Source organism: Celeribacter sp. PS-C1 (assembly GCF_019429625.1).
Classification (GTDB): Bacteria; Pseudomonadota; Alphaproteobacteria; order Rhodobacterales; family Rhodobacteraceae; genus Celeribacter.
In genome coordinates this window covers 190,456-204,837 of sequence record NZ_JAHXRW010000005.1, presented here as the reverse complement: position 1 = coordinate 204,837, position 14,382 = coordinate 190,456, and the positions used below count along the sequence as shown (strand labels likewise).

The window sequence follows — 14,382 nt, the reverse complement described above, 5'->3', positions numbered from 1 at the left end:
TATATCTGCTCTTGGCCGTTCGGGGCCTTTTACTTCAATGCGCCTGCCGCGCGCAATTCCGCTTCGCGGTCGGCATTGACCCACCAGAAATCCAGAAAGCCCAAATCAAGCGGCGGCATCATGTCTTCGGACGGGTGCTCATACATGTCGTAATAGGCGACCCAATAGCTGTCGTTCATATGCGCAGGCACGATGAAATAGTCGTGGCGCATGATCCGGTCCGCCGCCTTAACCATTGCGGCCATGTCGTCATAGGTCTCCGCGTTCAAAAGCTCCTTGCCGATCTTATCGATCGCCGGGCTGCAATAGCCGGCCGGATTGAAAATATCGTCCACTTCGTCGCAGCCGTATTTCTGCAAGAAACCGGAGCCTTCCTCGAACCCGTTCGAATAGCCATCGAAGATCATGTCGTAATCAAAGCTTTGCTTACGAGCCTGATACTGGTTCGGGTCGATCCGGTTATAGCGCGCGTCCACGCCCAGCGCGGTCAGGTTTTCCACATAGGGTTTGATGATCCGGTCCCAGGACGGGCTGAAATGCAGTATCTCGAGCGATAGCACCTCGCCCGCGGCGTTGCGCATTTTGCCGTCGTCGCCGGGGGTGTAGCCCGCCTCAGCCAGCAGAGCCGTGGCCTGACGCATGTTGCGACGGTCCAGCGAGCGCTCGCCAGAGGTGTGCGGCAAGAGGGCCTCTTCGGTAAAGATTGCCTCGGGCAAATCTTCTTTCACGCCTTCGAGCACGGCAAGCTCCTTGCCCTCCGGTCGTCCGGTCGCCATCAGGTCCGGCGTCTGCCAGAAGCTTTCGCGCTGGGAAAACAGCCCATATTGCAGCGTCTCGTTGGTCCAGGTGAAGTTGTACATCAGCCCCAGCGCCAAACGCACATTGCGGTCCTGCAATTTCTCGCGCCGCAAGTTGAACAGGAACCCCGAGGCCCCTGGAAGGCTGCCGTCACGCAAAGTTTCCTTTTTCACCCAGCCATTCTCAAGCGCCGGGAAATCGTAATTGGTCGCCCAGACCAGCGAGGAAAACTCCTGACGGAAGGTGATGTCGCCCGCTTTGAAGGCCTCAAACGCCGCGATGGTATCACCAAAATAGGTCACACGAATGGTGTCGAGATTGTTGCGCCCCACATTGAACGGGTGATCCGCGCCCCAATAGTCGGGATTGCGAGTGTATTCGACCCATTGGCCGGGATCATATGCGGTCAGCATATAGGGCCCCGTGCCCGGCGACGTCTCGTATCGCTTTTCGTCGAGCCGGTGGCCAGTTTCGTCGAACCACGCCTTTTTCATTACGATCGTCGCGCCCGCCTGACCGATCAGACCGCTGCGCGGAATGTCGGGTTGAAAGGTGAATTTAACGGTGAGATCATCGAGCGCTTCGACCTTTTCGATCATCGCGGAAACACCCGAACGCCAGGACGGCGTGCCTTCGGCGATAAATTTGTTGTGGGTGAACACCACATCTTCGGCAGTCATCGGCGTGCCGTCGGAAAAAGTCACGTCGTCGCGCAGGTGAAAAATCACCCAATCCTTGCTTTCGGGATATTCGATGGTCTCGCAGAGCACACAATAGCTGGCCGATTTGAACTCATCCGCCGTCGAGGTCATGAGACGCTCATACATCGTGCTCGACAGCAGGGCGGGCGTGCCGGACAGCGTCGCGAAGGGGTTCATACTGTCAAACGTGCCGACTGTGCCCAGAATGATCTCACCGCCTTTCGGGGCCTCCGGGTTGACGTAGTCGAGATGGTCGAAGGGCTGGTCGTATTTCGCCTCGTCCCATTCGGAATACCAGGTCGAGGTGATGATCTCCGCATCCTGCGCCCAAGCGCTTTGCGACATGACACCCGAAAGAAGGCCAAGCGTTGCCATGACAGGAAAGACGCGGGCGATGGGGCGTTGGATCATATTCGGGTCTCCGGGAGGCTTTGAGGACATGGGTTGCACTTAGCACAGACGGTAATGTGCCAAAGCGCCCGGATGCAAGTTACATGCGCTCGAATTTACGTGATCGAGAACGCATCACTCATATTGCCCAAAACAAAACCCCCACCAGAGCGGCGGGGGTTTTAAAAGTTCCGCGTGCGGGCGGATCAACGGGGTTTAGCCGGAGATCGACTGAAGATAGGCCACGATGTCGGCGCGATCTTCGACCTTTTTCAGACCTGCGAAAGACATTTTGGTGCCCGGCACAACGCCTTTCGGGTCAGCAAGGAACTCGCTGAGCGCCTCAGCGGTCCATGCGCCGCCGTGGCCCACCATCGCATCAGAATAGGCGAAATCGCCGACAGCGGCGACGTCACGACCAAACACACCATCGAGGTGTGGACCGGTGCCGTTCGAGCCGTCGACTTTGTGACAGGCTTTACATTTGCCAAAGACTTTCTCGCCTTTTGCCGGATCAGCAGAGGCCAGAAGTTCTTCAAAGCTCACTTCGACCACATCTTCTTCCACAGCCTCATCGTCGCCCGTGGCGATGACGTAGGCTTGGGCATGCTCACCGTCATGTCCGGTGGCATCCATGGCATAGATGGAGGTGGCGGCCCAGTTGCCGAGAAGGAAGATCAAGAATGTGCCGCATACGCCGCCCACGATCTTGGTAAGGGTCATAGTGTTGAACATATTGCGTTCCGTTCCTATAGGTTCGTCGCGCGATATCTACCCGCTTCCCATGATTCATTTCAAGGTATAAGACCGAAACCCGGACAAGTTAGCGCAGTTCAAACGCAGGAAAAGGGATAAAAATGGCCGCTCGCATCGCATTTCAGGGGGAACCCGGCTCTTATTCGCACCAAGCCTGCGCGGATGCACGTCCGGATTACGAGCCGCTGCCCTGCCCCACGTTCGAAGATGCGATGGAGGCCGTGCGCTCGGGGGCTGCCGAACTTGGCATGATTGCAGTCGAGAATTCGACCTATGGTCGGGTGCAGGACGTCTATCACCTGTTGCCGGATTCCGGCCTTCACATCATCGACGAGACCTTCGTGCGTGTGCATGTGAACCTTTTGGGCCTGCCAGGCACCAAGATCTCCGACATCAAAAGCGCCCGCGCCATGTCCGTCCTTTTGGGACAAGCCCGCGGCTTTATCCGTGAGCACGGGATTAGCACCGTCAACTGGTCCGACAACGCCGCCGCCGCGCGGTCGGTGAAAGAAGAGGGCAATCCCGCGATCGGTGCCTTTGCCTCTGAGTTGGCGGGGGAAATTTTCGGCCTCGACGTCCTCGCGCGTCACATCGAGGACCACAAACTGAACACCACGCGGTTCCTGATTATGGCCCGCGAACCGAATTATGAACGCCGCGCCGACAAGATGGTCACCGCCTTCATGTTCCGCGTCCGCAACATTCCCGCCGCGCTTTACAAGGCGATGGGCGGCTTCGCGACCAATGGCGTCAACATGACCAAGCTGGAAAGCTACATGGTCGACGGCGTCTTCACCGCGACGCAATTCTATGCGGATATCGAAGGTCACCCCGAGGACGCCAATGTGCGCCTCGCCCTCGACGAGCTGCGGTATTTCACTGAAATGGTGGAAATTCTGGGCGTTTACCCGGCAGATCCGCGCCGGACCTGAGCCCCACGCACCGGATCAGATTAGCGCTTCGGCGCACCCTGATATTGTTCCGACAGGTGCGTGCAGTAGGCCTTGACCCGCTTCTCAAAGCGTTTCTGCAAAGTGTTCTTTGCGAACTTCACCGATTGCACAAGGATGCGTGCAGACAGTGATTTGGGCCGCACGTCATAGCCAATCGTCACCCGCGTGCGCTGCGGCGATAGCGGCACGAGCTCGGTTTTGATCTCCATATTCAACCCACCGGACACAGCCGTCGCGGTCAGGGTGTTCGGCGCGTCGCATGCGATGATCTCGGCGTTGAGGTCGCGGATTTTGCCGCGAAACGGCACCTTGAGCGTCCACCCTGCCCCGACATCGCGCGGCTGTTTGGGCGATTTGCGCGCCACGGCGATCCCACGGCGCATGGCCTGACGTTCCAGCCCTTCGAAATCCGTGAGATGTTCGAACACGAATGCGGCCGGAGCCTCAATGTCCTGACGGGTCGAGAATTTCATGCCTACTTACCTGCTATTTTCCGCCGATCCGTTATTCCGTTATTCCCAATCATCCGCAAGCCACTTGGCCATCAGAACCTGCGCGATGGCACCTTTTCTTGCGGGCGCGATGTCTTCATGCAGGCCGACCATCGCACGGGCAAGCTCCTCACGCCGCACCCAGCGTGCATCCTCGATCTCGACCGGATCAATGATGATCTCCGTGCTCAGAGCCTCCGCCCGACAGCCAAGCATCAAAGACGCAGGGAAGGGCCAGGGTTGGCTGGTGACATAGGAGACCTTGCCAACGCGCACGCCCGCCTCCTCATAGACTTCGCGCCGCACCGCCGCCTCAATGGGCTCGCCCGGCTCGACGAAACCGGCCAAGAGGGAATACATCCGCTCCGGCCAGTTCTCATTGCGCCCCAACAGGACGGAATTGCCATGGGTCACCAGCATGATCACCACGGGATCCGTGCGCGGGAAATGCGAGGCACTGCAGGCGGGACATTCCCGCTGCCAACCGGCTTGAGACATTTCGGTTTTGACGCCACACGCGGCACAGAAGCCGTGGGAGCGATGCCATTCGAACAGCCCCCGCGCCGTGCCTGCCATCTCCGCCTCAAGCGGTGTCAACGTGGTCATCACCGCGCGCAGGTCGCGAAAGATCAGCCCCTCGAACTCCTGAAAGGCCACGCCCGCAGTCGACCAAGGCGAAGGGGGAGCAGCCTCCTCGTCAGCCACCAGTGGCGCGAACACGCTCACATCGCGGGCAAAAACCGGCTGACCGCCCGGCAAAAGGCCAAGGAACACCTCATACGCCTGCGCCGCCTCAAACCGCTCGGCCGCGATCAGCGCCAATGCGCCCTCCGCGTCCGTCGGCACATGCCCGCGCCAGACCGGCAGGACAAGCGCGTCCATTTGACCCCGCATCACGGAGGCCTTACCTCTCAGATGCGCCGCCCTGTTCAATTCTCCGCCTGCAAGCGGCACCAATTCCTGTTTCATGCGATTGGCTTACGCCCGGTGCAGCACGGGAACCAAGTCACCTAGCTCCCTCTCTTGTCGAGGTGACGCGCCCTGTTGCCATTTTACGACAAAAGACAACAATGCAACCTAAAGTTGCAAACATAGCTCAAATCGCAGACCTAAATCGATTGCCTGACGATATTGTCTTGGTAAATTTTGGGATCGTCACATCTTTGTCTTGTGACGGACGGATGGTCGCCTCAACCTAGATACAGCCACCGTTTCACGACATGGGGTAACCAGATGAACCATCTGAATAAAAACATAAATCGCCGTGGCTTTCTGTCCGGCACAATCGCAGGAACTGCCTTGATTTCGCTTCATCCCTTTTCGGCCCGCGCCAACGCCAACCAGGCGCATTTGCGGATTATGGAAACCACGGATTTGCACGTCCATGTGTTTCCCTATGACTATTATGCCGACAAGCCTGTAGACACGGTCGGCCTCGCCCGCACCGCTGCGCATATAAATGATATTCGCGTCGAGGCGACCAATGCGCTGCTCTTGGACAATGGCGATTTTTTGCAGGGCAATCCGATGGGCGACTTCATCGCCTATGAACGTGGGATGAAAGAGGGCGACATGCACCCTGTCATCACCGCGATGAACACCTTGGGCTTTGACGCCTCGACGTTGGGCAACCACGAGTTCAACTACGGCATCGACTTTCTGATGAAAGCACTGGCCGGCGCGGACTACCCGGTGATCTCCGCCAACGTCGTCAAGGAAATGGGCGCCACGCCCCGCGAGGACGTCACGCTTTTGCCGCCCTATGTGATCTTGGAGCGCGAGATCACCGATGGCGCAGGCGAAACACATAAGATCAAGATCGGCCTCATCGGTTTTGTGCCCCCACAGATTATGATGTGGGACCGCAAGAACCTCGAAGGCAGTGTCAACGCGCGCGACATCGTCGAGACTGCTCGCGCCTACGTGCCAGAGATGAAGGAGAAAGGCGCCGACCTCATCATCGCGTTGAACCACTCCGGCATTGGCGCCGCCGATCACACCGAGGGCATGGAAAACGCCTCCGTGCCGCTCGCAGAGATCGACGGTGTGGATGCGCTTTTGACCGGACACTCGCACCTCGTGTTCCCGTCGCCGACCTTCGATGGCTACGCCGCCGTCGACAGCGAAAAGGGTCTGATCCACGGCAAACCCGCCGTGATGGGCGGCTATTGGGGCTCGCATCTTGGCGTGATGGATTTGCTCTTGGAATATGAAGGCGGGGCTTGGCGCGTGGTGACCAGCACGGTCGAGACGCGCCCGATTTCGCGCCGCGAGGAAGACCGTTCGATCACGCCGCTGGTAGAAAGTGTTGAGCCGGTTCTGGCCTCTGTGCAGGACATCCACGACCAAACACTGGCTTATGTGCGCCGCGCTGTGGGCAAAACCGCAGCCCCACTGCATTCCTATTTCGCACTCGTTGCCGATGATCCTTCGGTGCAAATCGTCTCGAATGCCCAGCTTTGGTACATCGGCGAAATGATGAAAGGCACCGAACACGAAGGCCTGCCAATTCTCTCCGCCGCCGCGCCCTTTAAGGCCGGTGGTCGTGGCGGACCCGAATATTACACCGATGTCGCACCCGGCGATGTGGCAATCAAAAACGTCGCCGATCTTTACCTCTACCCGAACACCATCCGCGCCGTGCGCATCACAGGCGCGGACCTCAAAGGCTGGTTGGAGCGCTCCGCAGGCATGTTCAATCAGGTCGCGAAAGGCGCAACAGACGCGGTTCTGTTGAACCCCGACTTTGCCTCCTACAATTTCGACGTGATCGACGGGGTGGACTACCAGATCGACATTTCACAACCTTCGCGGTTCGATGCCAACGGCGACCCCCTGAACCCCGCGGCCTCGCGGATCGTCAATCTGACCTTCGACGGCGCACCTGTGACCGACGACATGGAGTTCATCGTCGCCACCAACAACTACCGCGCGGGCGGCGGCGGCACCTTCCCCGGCGCAGATGGCTCCACGGTGATTTTCGAAGGACCTGACACCAACCGCGACATCATCGTGCGCTATATCGTCGAGCAAGGCACCGTCAATCCGACCGCCGACAACAACTGGTCGCTGGCCCCTCTGGGGGACACCACCGTGCTGTTCGAAACCGGCCCTGCGGCGCGCACCCATCTCTCCGATCTCAAAGGTCTGGCGATTGAGGACGCGGGCGAAGGCACCGACGGATTCGCACAATTCCGCATCACGCTCTGACCCGAATTGGTCGAACTGAGCGCATATCGACAAAGCGGCCACATCACGTGGCCGTTTTTTGTTTACCAAATGGGCAAATAAATTTTTTCCGCCATTTTTTTACGCAGCCGCTAAGGTTGTATACATGATTGTGAACCTCAATCTCGCAGGCGACCGAATGGCGCGCCATTCTAAGCCGGAACGACACAGAGGATTTTTCAGGGGAAATTCATGTTCTACAAATCAATCACCACCATGGCTGCCTTCGCGCTGACCGCGACAGCCGCCTATGCCGAGACCGCGATGCCTTTCGCGCTCGACTGGAAATTCGAGGGCCCCGCTGCCCCCTATTTCACAGCGCTGGAAAAAGGCTACTTTTCCGACGCCGATCTGAGCGTCGAAATCTCCGCAGGCCAAGGCTCGCTCGACGCGATTCCGAAAGTCGCCACCGGCGCGTTTCCGGTCGGCATGGCTGACATCAACAGCCTCGTGAAATTCCTCGATCAAAACCCCGGCGCGCCGGTCATCGCCATGATGATGATCTATGACGCCCCGGCCTTTGCCGTGGTCGGTCGGAAATCCTTGGGCGTCGAAGCGCCGAAAGACCTTGAAGGCAAGGTGCTTGGTGCGCCGCCGCCGGATGGCGCCTGGGCGCAGTTCCCGATCTTTGCCGCCGAGAACGATCTCGACATGGACGCGATCACCGTCGAACCCGTCGGCTTCCCGACCCGCGAGCCGATGCTCGCCGAGGGCAAGGTCGCGGCCGTCACCGGCTTCAACTTCTCGTCCTTCCTGAACCTTGTGCGCCTCGGCGTGCCGGAGGATGACATCTCGACGATCATGATGTCCGATTATGGTGTGAACCTCTACGGCAACGCGCTGATCGTGAACACGGATTTCGCCGCAGAGAACCCGGATGCGGTCAAAGACTTTGTGGCCGCCGTAACCATGGGCTGGAAAGACGCCATGTCCGATCCGAAAGCCGCCGTTGAATACATGATCAAGTACAACCCGGCGTCTGATCTGGACCTTGAAACTCGCCGCCTCGAACTGGCGCTCGAGGGCAATGTCTACACCGACTATGTCGCCGCAAACGGCATGGGCGGGATTGATGCGGAGCGCTTTGCCGGCTCGCTTGAGCAACTCAAAATGGTCTACGAGTTCAACGCAGAACCCGATGCGAGCCTTTACTTCACCGAAGACTACCTGCCCGCCGCTGACGCGCGCATGCTGAAGTAATCTCACAGGAAAACTTTGGCGGGCGCGGGACCTTTACAGGCTCGCGCCCGTTTTCATGCGGGCAAAAGGTAAGACCGGACAAAATGGCAAACCTCATAGACATCAAAGGCGTGACCCACGCCTATAAAACCGATAACGGCCCCCTGCCCGTTCTCGACGACCTCAACATTTCCGTCCCCGAAGGCGATTTCTGCGCCGTGGTCGGCCCATCGGGTTGTGGCAAATCCACGCTGACAAAACTCGTCGCCGGGCTGATGAAGCCCGATCAGGGCGAAGTTTGGCTCCATGGTGAAAAAGTCACCAGCCCGCGCTCGACCGTCGGCATGGCCTTTCAGAATCCGGTGATGTTGGAGTGGCGGACGATCCTGCAAAACGTGTTGTTGCCGCTGGAAATCGTTCCGAACAAGATGACAAAGAAACAGAAAGAAGAGCGCGGGCGCGAACTTTTGGCGCTTGTCGGCCTTGAAGGGTTTGAGGACAAACGCCCCTCCGAACTGTCGGGCGGCATGCGCCAACGGGCGTCCCTGTGTCGCGCCATCGTACACAAACCCGACGTGTTGATCATGGACGAACCCTTCGGCGCGCTCGACGCGTTTACCCGTGAGGATCTATGGCAAACCATGCATGCGCTGCGTGCCGAGGAACCCTTTACCGGTGTTTTGATCACCCACGATCTGCGCGAAAGCGTTTATCTCGCCGATGAGGTCATCGTGCTCTCGGGCCGCCCCGCCACGACGCAGCATGTGGAGAACGTCAAACTCGACGGACGCACCGATCTTGAGGTGATCTACACACCCGAGGCGACCGAGATTTTGCACCGCCTGCGCCACCAGATTGAGATCGCGCAAGGCCGCGCCACGGATGGGGAGGCCGCATAATGAAAACCTTCCGCAAGATCGCCACGCCCACCATCGCCATCCTCATTTTCCTCGCCTTCTGGGAATTCATCGTCTGGGTGAACCAATGGCCAAACTATAAAATGGCCTCCCCCTCCGACCTGATCCCGGCCTATACAAAATATTGGAATCTCTTCCTGATTTACGGATGGCAAACCCTCTGGCGCACCGTCGTCGGGCTTTTGGTCGCCGTCGTTTTTGGCACGTTGATCGGCATGATCATGGGCTTTTCCCGCACCATGCGCGACGCGCTTTATCCGCTGCTTGTGGGCTTCAACGCCATTCCGAAAGCCACCGTCGTCCCCGTGATCGCGCTCATTCTCATTGGCCAGCATGATCTGAACACCGTGCTCATCGCCTTCATGATTTCGTTCTTCCCGATCTCCGTCGCGGTCTCCATTGGGCTTTCGACTCTGGAGCCGGAATATCGCGACATCCTGCGTTCTCTGGGCGCATCGAAATGGACGATTTTCTGGAAGATCGCCCTGCCGAAAACCCTGCCGGAGTTCTTCGGCGCGCTGAAGGTCGCGGTGACGCTCGCCTTCATCGGCACCAACCTGATGGAGATCGTCGAGCCGCATGGCAAGGGCCTTGGCCACCTGTTCGACAGCGGCAAGATCAACGCGGATTACCCGCTGATGTTCGCCGTGCTGATCGCTTTGGCCTTCCTCGGCATCCTGCTCTACTACATCGTGGTGGCGCTGGAGAAAATCTTTGCGGGTTGGGCAGAGCGTCCACAGGGATAGTGAGCGGAACGCCTACGGGGTTCACAATCGTATGGCGAGAGGCGGTCTTGCGCCTCTTGCTTTCCTCGCGTGTCATCATTATGTAACGCCTTGAGAGGTTGGCGCGGGCGAGCGCCTCGCCAACCCGGTCAGGTCCGGAAGGAAGCAGCCGTAACGAGCCCCGCTTGGGTCGTTGTCCAGCCTCTCACCTAAACCTTAATGCGAACCGAGGAGGAAATTGATGATTGTCGCTTACGCCCCTCGGGCAGCCGCTTAAGGCCTTTTCCCATCATCGGACTGCCCGAAACCGTTCCCTTCCGCCGCCCGTTCGGCGCGGAAGCCCTTTCGCGTTTTGCAAGGCAGTCTCATGACATCTAATCTCAATATGCTTGGCTGGTCCCAGTTTTTCAACGGCCAGCTCGACCTCACCGAAGTCGAATCCTTCACGCCCGTGCGCCTCTCCGAAGTGCGCCGCCGCTCTGTTGTGGCGCTCACCTCCGAGTTGGAGCGCCGCGAAATCGCGCTCACGGGCGATCATGTTGCGACCGATATGGCCGTGGGCGATTTTGCCCTCACCGATGGTGAACGGCTCATCCGCGTGTTGGACCGCAAGACGGTGATCTCCCGCAAAGCCGCCGGTCTCGCGGCGCAGGCACAGCTGATCGCCGCCAATATCGACACGTTGTTTATCACCACGTCGTGCAACCTCGATTTCAACGAGGCGCGCCTTGAACGCTACCTCGCCATCGCGATTGAGGCGGAGGCCACGCCGGTGATCGTCGTCACCAAGGCCGACAAGCCAGAGGACATGCCCGCCGACGTGTACGAAGACCGCGCCAAGGCCCTCTATGAGGGAGCCGAAGTCCTCTTGATCAACGCCAAATCGCCCGAAGACATCGCACGCCTCGAAACCTATTGCGGCACGGGTCAGACGATTGCTCTCGTTGGCTCGTCGGGTGTGGGCAAATCCACCATCGCGCGCGGCCTCACTGGCGAAGACATCGAGGTCGGCGACATCCGCGAGGACGATGCCAAGGGGCGGCACACCACGACATCGCGCTCCATGCACCGGATGCACGCCGGTGGCTGGCTGATCGACACGCCCGGCATGCGGGAACTTGCGCTGCATGACGCCTCTGAGGGCATCGCGACGCTGTTCGAGGACATCACGGACCTCGCCACAGAGTGTAAATTTTCCGACTGCCAACACCAGACGGAGCCGGGCTGTGCCGTGCGTCGCGCGATAGAAGCCGGAGATCTCGACCCGGACCGTGTGGAGCGTTGGCGCAAGCTGGTGGATGAGGACAGCCGCAACTCCGAGACCATCGCAGAAGCCCGCGAGCGGGGGCGGAAATTCTCCAAAATGGTGAAAACCACCATGAAGGCGAAAAAGGCCCGGCGTGGCGAGTGATCCAACTCTGAAATGAGGTTGCGGGGAGAGGTCCCCGCCCTTACCTTAGAGCAGAACACAGAAAAGGGCCCTCGCATGACCGACACCACCACCGGCTACAAGGTACTGGCGCGCAAATATCGCCCGGAAACCTTTGTCGATCTGATCGGTCAGGACGCCATGGTGCGGACCCTGAAAAACGCCTTTGCCGCCGACCGGATCGCGCAGGCGTTTATCATGACCGGCATTCGCGGCACGGGCAAAACCACCACCGCGCGGATCATCGCCAAGGGCATGAATTGCATTGGCCCCGATGGCACCGGCATGCCGACAACAGACCCCTGTGGCGTCTGCGAGCATTGTGTCGCAATCTCCGAGGGGCGTCATGTCGACGTGATGGAAATGGACGCTGCATCGCGCACGGGTGTCGGCGACATTCGCGAGATCATCGATTCGGTTCATTACCGGGCGGCCTCGGCGCGCTACAAAATCTACATCATCGACGAGGTGCACATGCTCTCCACGAGTGCGTTCAACGCGCTCCTGAAGACCCTCGAAGAACCGCCTGCCCACGTCAAATTCATCTTCGCCACGACCGAGATTCGCAAGGTTCCGGTGACTGTGCTGTCGCGCTGTCAGCGCTTCGATCTGCGTCGGATCGAGCCGGAGGTGATGATGAACCACCTTGCCGGGATCGCCAAAAAAGAAGGTTCAGAGGTCGCGCAGGATGCGCTGGCGCTGATCACCCGCGCCGCCGAAGGCTCCGTGCGCGATGCACTGTCGCTTTTGGATCAGGCGATTTCCCATGGCGCTGGCGAAACCACCGTCGATCAGGTTCGCGCCATGCTCGGCCTTGCCGACCGGGGCCGTGTGCTCGATCTTTTCGACATGATCATGGCGGGCGATGCCGCGGGCGCGCTTGAGGAATTGGGCGGGCAATATGCCGATGGCGCCGATCCTCTGGCGGTGCTGCGCGATCTGGCGGAGATTACGCATTGGGTGTCGGTGATAAAGATCACGCCATCCGCCGCCGAAGACCCCACCATCGGCCCCGACGAACGGGCACGCGGGCTTGAAATGGCCGAAAAACTGCCGATGCGGGTGATGTCGCGCATGTGGCAAATGCTGTTGAAAGCCATCGAAGAGGTCTCCGCCGCGCCCAACGCGATGATGGCCTCCGAGATGGCAATCATTCGGCTGACCCATGTCGCCGACCTGCCGATGCCCGAAGATTTGGTGCGCAAGCTCAATGAACAAAACCCGCCGCCCAGACCGCCCTCCGGTCCGGCGGGAGGCGGTGCGCCTGCGGGCGGTGGATCGACACATGCGCAGGGCAGCGCACAGGGGGCACCACGCGGCCCGGTCCATGGAGCAACCATGTCGTCCGGCGCCGCGACCGCGACGGCTCTGGCCCCCGAGGCCTCTCTCGCCCGCTTCACCAGTTTCGAAAGTGTCGTCGCCCTACTCGAAGAACACCGCGCCGGCACGCTGTTGATCGAAGCAAAAGAAAACATGCGCATCGCGCGCTACGCGCCAGGGCGGATTGAGTTTCAGCCTTGGGGCAAAGCCGCACAGGACCTTGCGCCACGCTTGGCCGACCGGCTTCACCGCCTGACCGGCGTGCGCTGGATGATCACCATCGCAGAGGCCCCCGAAGATGTCCGCACGATCTACGAGATCGAACACGCCGAAGAGATGGCGCTGCGTGCCGAAGCGATGAAACAGCCCATAGTGGCGAAAGTGTTCGAGCTGTTCCCCGATGCGAAAATCTCCGATATTCGCACCCCGGAAAAAATTGCCTCTGAGGCCGCCACTGAGGCGCTTCAGGAAGTCGAAGATGAATGGGACCCGTTCGAAGAGTGAACGCAGCCCGCATGAACTTAGGAGAAACGTGATGTTCAAAGGCCTCGGCGGCCTCGGCGATATGGCCGGGATGATGAAAAAAGCCCAGCAAATGCAAAAGGATATGGCCGAGCTTCAGGAAAAGCTCGACACCATGACCGTGGTGGGCGAAAGCGGCGCGGGTCTGGTGAAAGCCACGGCAACCGCCAAGGGCAAACTCACGGCGCTGGACATCGACCCGTCGATTTTCCATCCCGATGAGAAAGAGGTGGTCGAGGACCTAATCCTCGCCGCAATCAAGGATGCTCAGACGAAAGCCGCCGAGAAGTCAGAAACCGAAATGAAATCCCTGACCGAAGGTCTTGGCCTTCCGGCTGATTTCAAAATGCCGTTCTAAAACATGAGCGGACGGCAGGACATCGAGGATCTGATTGATCTGATGGCGCGTTTGCCGGGGCTTGGGCCCCGGTCGGCGCGACGTGCCGTTTTGCACCTGATCCAGAAACGCGGACGCCTGATGCAGCCCTTGGCGCAGTCCATGCAACAGGTCGCCGACAGCGCGCGCGAATGCCTGCGCTGCGGCAATATCGGCACCGGCGATCTCTGTGACATCTGCGCCGACGAGCGCCGCGCCAATGGCGAATTGTGTATTGTTGAGGATGTCTCCGATCTCTGGGCGATGGAGCGCGCAGGCGTGTTCAAAGGTCGCTACCATGTGCTGGGCGGGACGCTTTCGGCGCTCGACGCCATCGGGCCGGAGGAACTGCGGATTCCCCTACTGGTTCAACGCGTGATCGATGAACACGTGCGCGAGGTGATCCTCGCTCTGGGCGCCACCGTCGATGGCCAGACCACGGCGCATTACATTTCCGACGAATTGTCGGGCCGCTGCGAGGTCAGTTCACTGGCCCAGGGTGTGCCGGTCGGGGGCGAGCTTGATTACCTCGACGATGGCACAATCACCGCCGCACTCACGGCCCGCAAACGCCTCTAAAACCTCATCCGATAACAA

General features: G+C 59.5%; 13 protein-coding genes and 1 other RNA gene. 10 read left to right on the top strand and 4 right to left on the bottom strand.

Annotated elements, in window-relative coordinates; genetic code table 11:
* Positions 1–29 precede the first annotated feature (29 nt).
* Both J5Y17_RS09675 and J5Y17_RS09670 read right to left on the bottom strand, forming a co-directional pair.
* Positions 30–1,910 carry an extracellular solute-binding protein gene (locus tag J5Y17_RS09675; RefSeq protein ID WP_219785037.1) on the bottom strand — a complete coding sequence of 627 codons (1,881 nt, stop codon included), beginning with the start codon at positions 1,908–1,910 and terminating at the stop codon, positions 30–32.
* A 195-nt stretch (positions 1,911–2,105) separates the two neighbouring features.
* Entirely contained in the window at positions 2,106–2,624 is a 519-nt protein-coding gene (locus J5Y17_RS09670) for a cytochrome c family protein (protein ID WP_219785036.1), read from the bottom strand.
* A 122-nt stretch (positions 2,625–2,746) separates the two neighbouring features.
* Between J5Y17_RS09670 and J5Y17_RS09665 the strand changes: the two genes are divergently transcribed.
* Positions 2,747–3,577 (top strand): prephenate dehydratase, encoded by an 831-nt coding sequence (locus J5Y17_RS09665; protein ID WP_219785035.1) that lies wholly within the window; start codon positions 2,747–2,749, stop codon positions 3,575–3,577.
* 20 nt (positions 3,578–3,597) lie between these two features.
* On the opposite strand, the gene J5Y17_RS09660 is transcribed toward J5Y17_RS09665, so the two are convergent.
* Both J5Y17_RS09660 and nudC read right to left on the bottom strand, forming a co-directional pair.
* A complete protein-coding gene (locus J5Y17_RS09660) occupies positions 3,598–4,071 on the bottom strand; it encodes an SRPBCC family protein (RefSeq protein ID WP_219785034.1) in 474 nt (157 codons plus the stop codon).
* Between the two features lie 39 nt (positions 4,072–4,110).
* Positions 4,111–5,058: an NAD(+) diphosphatase gene (gene nudC / locus J5Y17_RS09655; RefSeq protein WP_219785033.1), complete on the bottom strand. Its 948-nt coding sequence runs from the start codon at positions 5,056–5,058 to the stop codon at positions 4,111–4,113.
* A gap of 264 nt (positions 5,059–5,322) precedes the next feature.
* On the opposite strand from nudC, the gene J5Y17_RS09650 reads away from it, so the two are divergent.
* From J5Y17_RS09650 to recR, 9 genes are all read left to right on the top strand, one after another.
* The gene (locus J5Y17_RS09650; protein WP_219785032.1) at positions 5,323–7,299 is read left to right on the top strand and encodes a bifunctional 2',3'-cyclic-nucleotide 2'-phosphodiesterase/3'-nucleotidase; all 1,977 of its coding nucleotides are present in this window, start codon (positions 5,323–5,325) and stop codon (positions 7,297–7,299) included.
* A gap of 210 nt (positions 7,300–7,509) precedes the next feature.
* Positions 7,510–8,517 (top strand): ABC transporter substrate-binding protein, encoded by a 1,008-nt coding sequence (locus J5Y17_RS09645; protein ID WP_219785031.1) that lies wholly within the window; start codon positions 7,510–7,512, stop codon positions 8,515–8,517.
* An 83-nt stretch (positions 8,518–8,600) separates the two neighbouring features.
* Positions 8,601–9,395: an ABC transporter ATP-binding protein gene (locus tag J5Y17_RS09640; RefSeq protein ID WP_219785030.1), complete on the top strand. Its 795-nt coding sequence runs from the start codon at positions 8,601–8,603 to the stop codon at positions 9,393–9,395.
* Positions 9,395–10,159 carry an ABC transporter permease gene (locus tag J5Y17_RS09635; protein WP_219785029.1) on the top strand — a complete coding sequence of 255 codons (765 nt, stop codon included), beginning with the start codon at positions 9,395–9,397 and terminating at the stop codon, positions 10,157–10,159. The genes J5Y17_RS09640 and J5Y17_RS09635 overlap by 1 nt, the downstream gene beginning before the upstream one ends.
* Before the next feature lie 91 nt (positions 10,160–10,250).
* Positions 10,251–10,349: signal recognition particle sRNA small type (gene ffs, locus J5Y17_RS09630), an RNA gene on the top strand.
* Between the two features lie 156 nt (positions 10,350–10,505).
* Positions 10,506–11,549, top strand: a complete 1,044-nt coding sequence (rsgA, locus tag J5Y17_RS09625) for a ribosome small subunit-dependent GTPase A (protein ID WP_219785028.1) — start codon at positions 10,506–10,508, stop codon at positions 11,547–11,549.
* 12 nt (positions 11,550–11,561) lie between these two features.
* Positions 11,562–13,391 (top strand): DNA polymerase III subunit gamma/tau, encoded by a 1,830-nt coding sequence (locus J5Y17_RS09620; protein WP_219785027.1) that lies wholly within the window; start codon positions 11,562–11,564, stop codon positions 13,389–13,391.
* Positions 13,392–13,422: 31 nt separating this feature from the next.
* Complete coding sequence (locus J5Y17_RS09615) at positions 13,423–13,767, top strand: YbaB/EbfC family nucleoid-associated protein (RefSeq protein WP_219785026.1); 345 nt, start codon at positions 13,423–13,425, stop codon at positions 13,765–13,767.
* A 3-nt stretch (positions 13,768–13,770) separates the two neighbouring features.
* Entirely contained in the window at positions 13,771–14,364 is a 594-nt protein-coding gene (gene recR, locus J5Y17_RS09610) for a recombination mediator RecR (protein ID WP_219785025.1), read from the top strand.
* Positions 14,365–14,382: the final 18 nt, after the last annotated feature.

Bases quoted from the DNA above. Each gene is read 5' to 3' on its own strand.
- J5Y17_RS09670 (WP_219785036.1), bottom strand. From the start codon at position 2,624: ATGTTCAACACTATGACCCTTACCAAGATCGTGGGCGGCGTATGCGGC.
- J5Y17_RS09615 (WP_219785026.1), top strand. From the start codon at position 13,423: ATGTTCAAAGGCCTCGGCGGCCTCGGCGATATGGCCGGGATGATGAAA.
- recR (WP_219785025.1), top strand. From the start codon at position 13,771: ATGAGCGGACGGCAGGACATCGAGGATCTGATTGATCTGATGGCGCGT.
- nudC (WP_219785033.1), bottom strand. From the start codon at position 5,058: ATGAAACAGGAATTGGTGCCGCTTGCAGGCGGAGAATTGAACAGGGCG.
- J5Y17_RS09645 (WP_219785031.1), top strand. From the start codon at position 7,510: ATGTTCTACAAATCAATCACCACCATGGCTGCCTTCGCGCTGACCGCG.
- J5Y17_RS09620 (WP_219785027.1), top strand. From the start codon at position 11,562: ATGAGGTTGCGGGGAGAGGTCCCCGCCCTTACCTTAGAGCAGAACACA.
- rsgA (WP_219785028.1), top strand. From the start codon at position 10,506: ATGACATCTAATCTCAATATGCTTGGCTGGTCCCAGTTTTTCAACGGC.
- J5Y17_RS09635 (WP_219785029.1), top strand. From the start codon at position 9,395: ATGAAAACCTTCCGCAAGATCGCCACGCCCACCATCGCCATCCTCATT.
- J5Y17_RS09640 (WP_219785030.1), top strand. From the start codon at position 8,601: ATGGCAAACCTCATAGACATCAAAGGCGTGACCCACGCCTATAAAACC.
- J5Y17_RS09675 (WP_219785037.1), bottom strand. From the start codon at position 1,910: ATGATCCAACGCCCCATCGCCCGCGTCTTTCCTGTCATGGCAACGCTT.
- J5Y17_RS09665 (WP_219785035.1), top strand. From the start codon at position 2,747: ATGGCCGCTCGCATCGCATTTCAGGGGGAACCCGGCTCTTATTCGCAC.
- J5Y17_RS09650 (WP_219785032.1), top strand. From the start codon at position 5,323: ATGAACCATCTGAATAAAAACATAAATCGCCGTGGCTTTCTGTCCGGC.
- J5Y17_RS09660 (WP_219785034.1), bottom strand. From the start codon at position 4,071: ATGAAATTCTCGACCCGTCAGGACATTGAGGCTCCGGCCGCATTCGTG.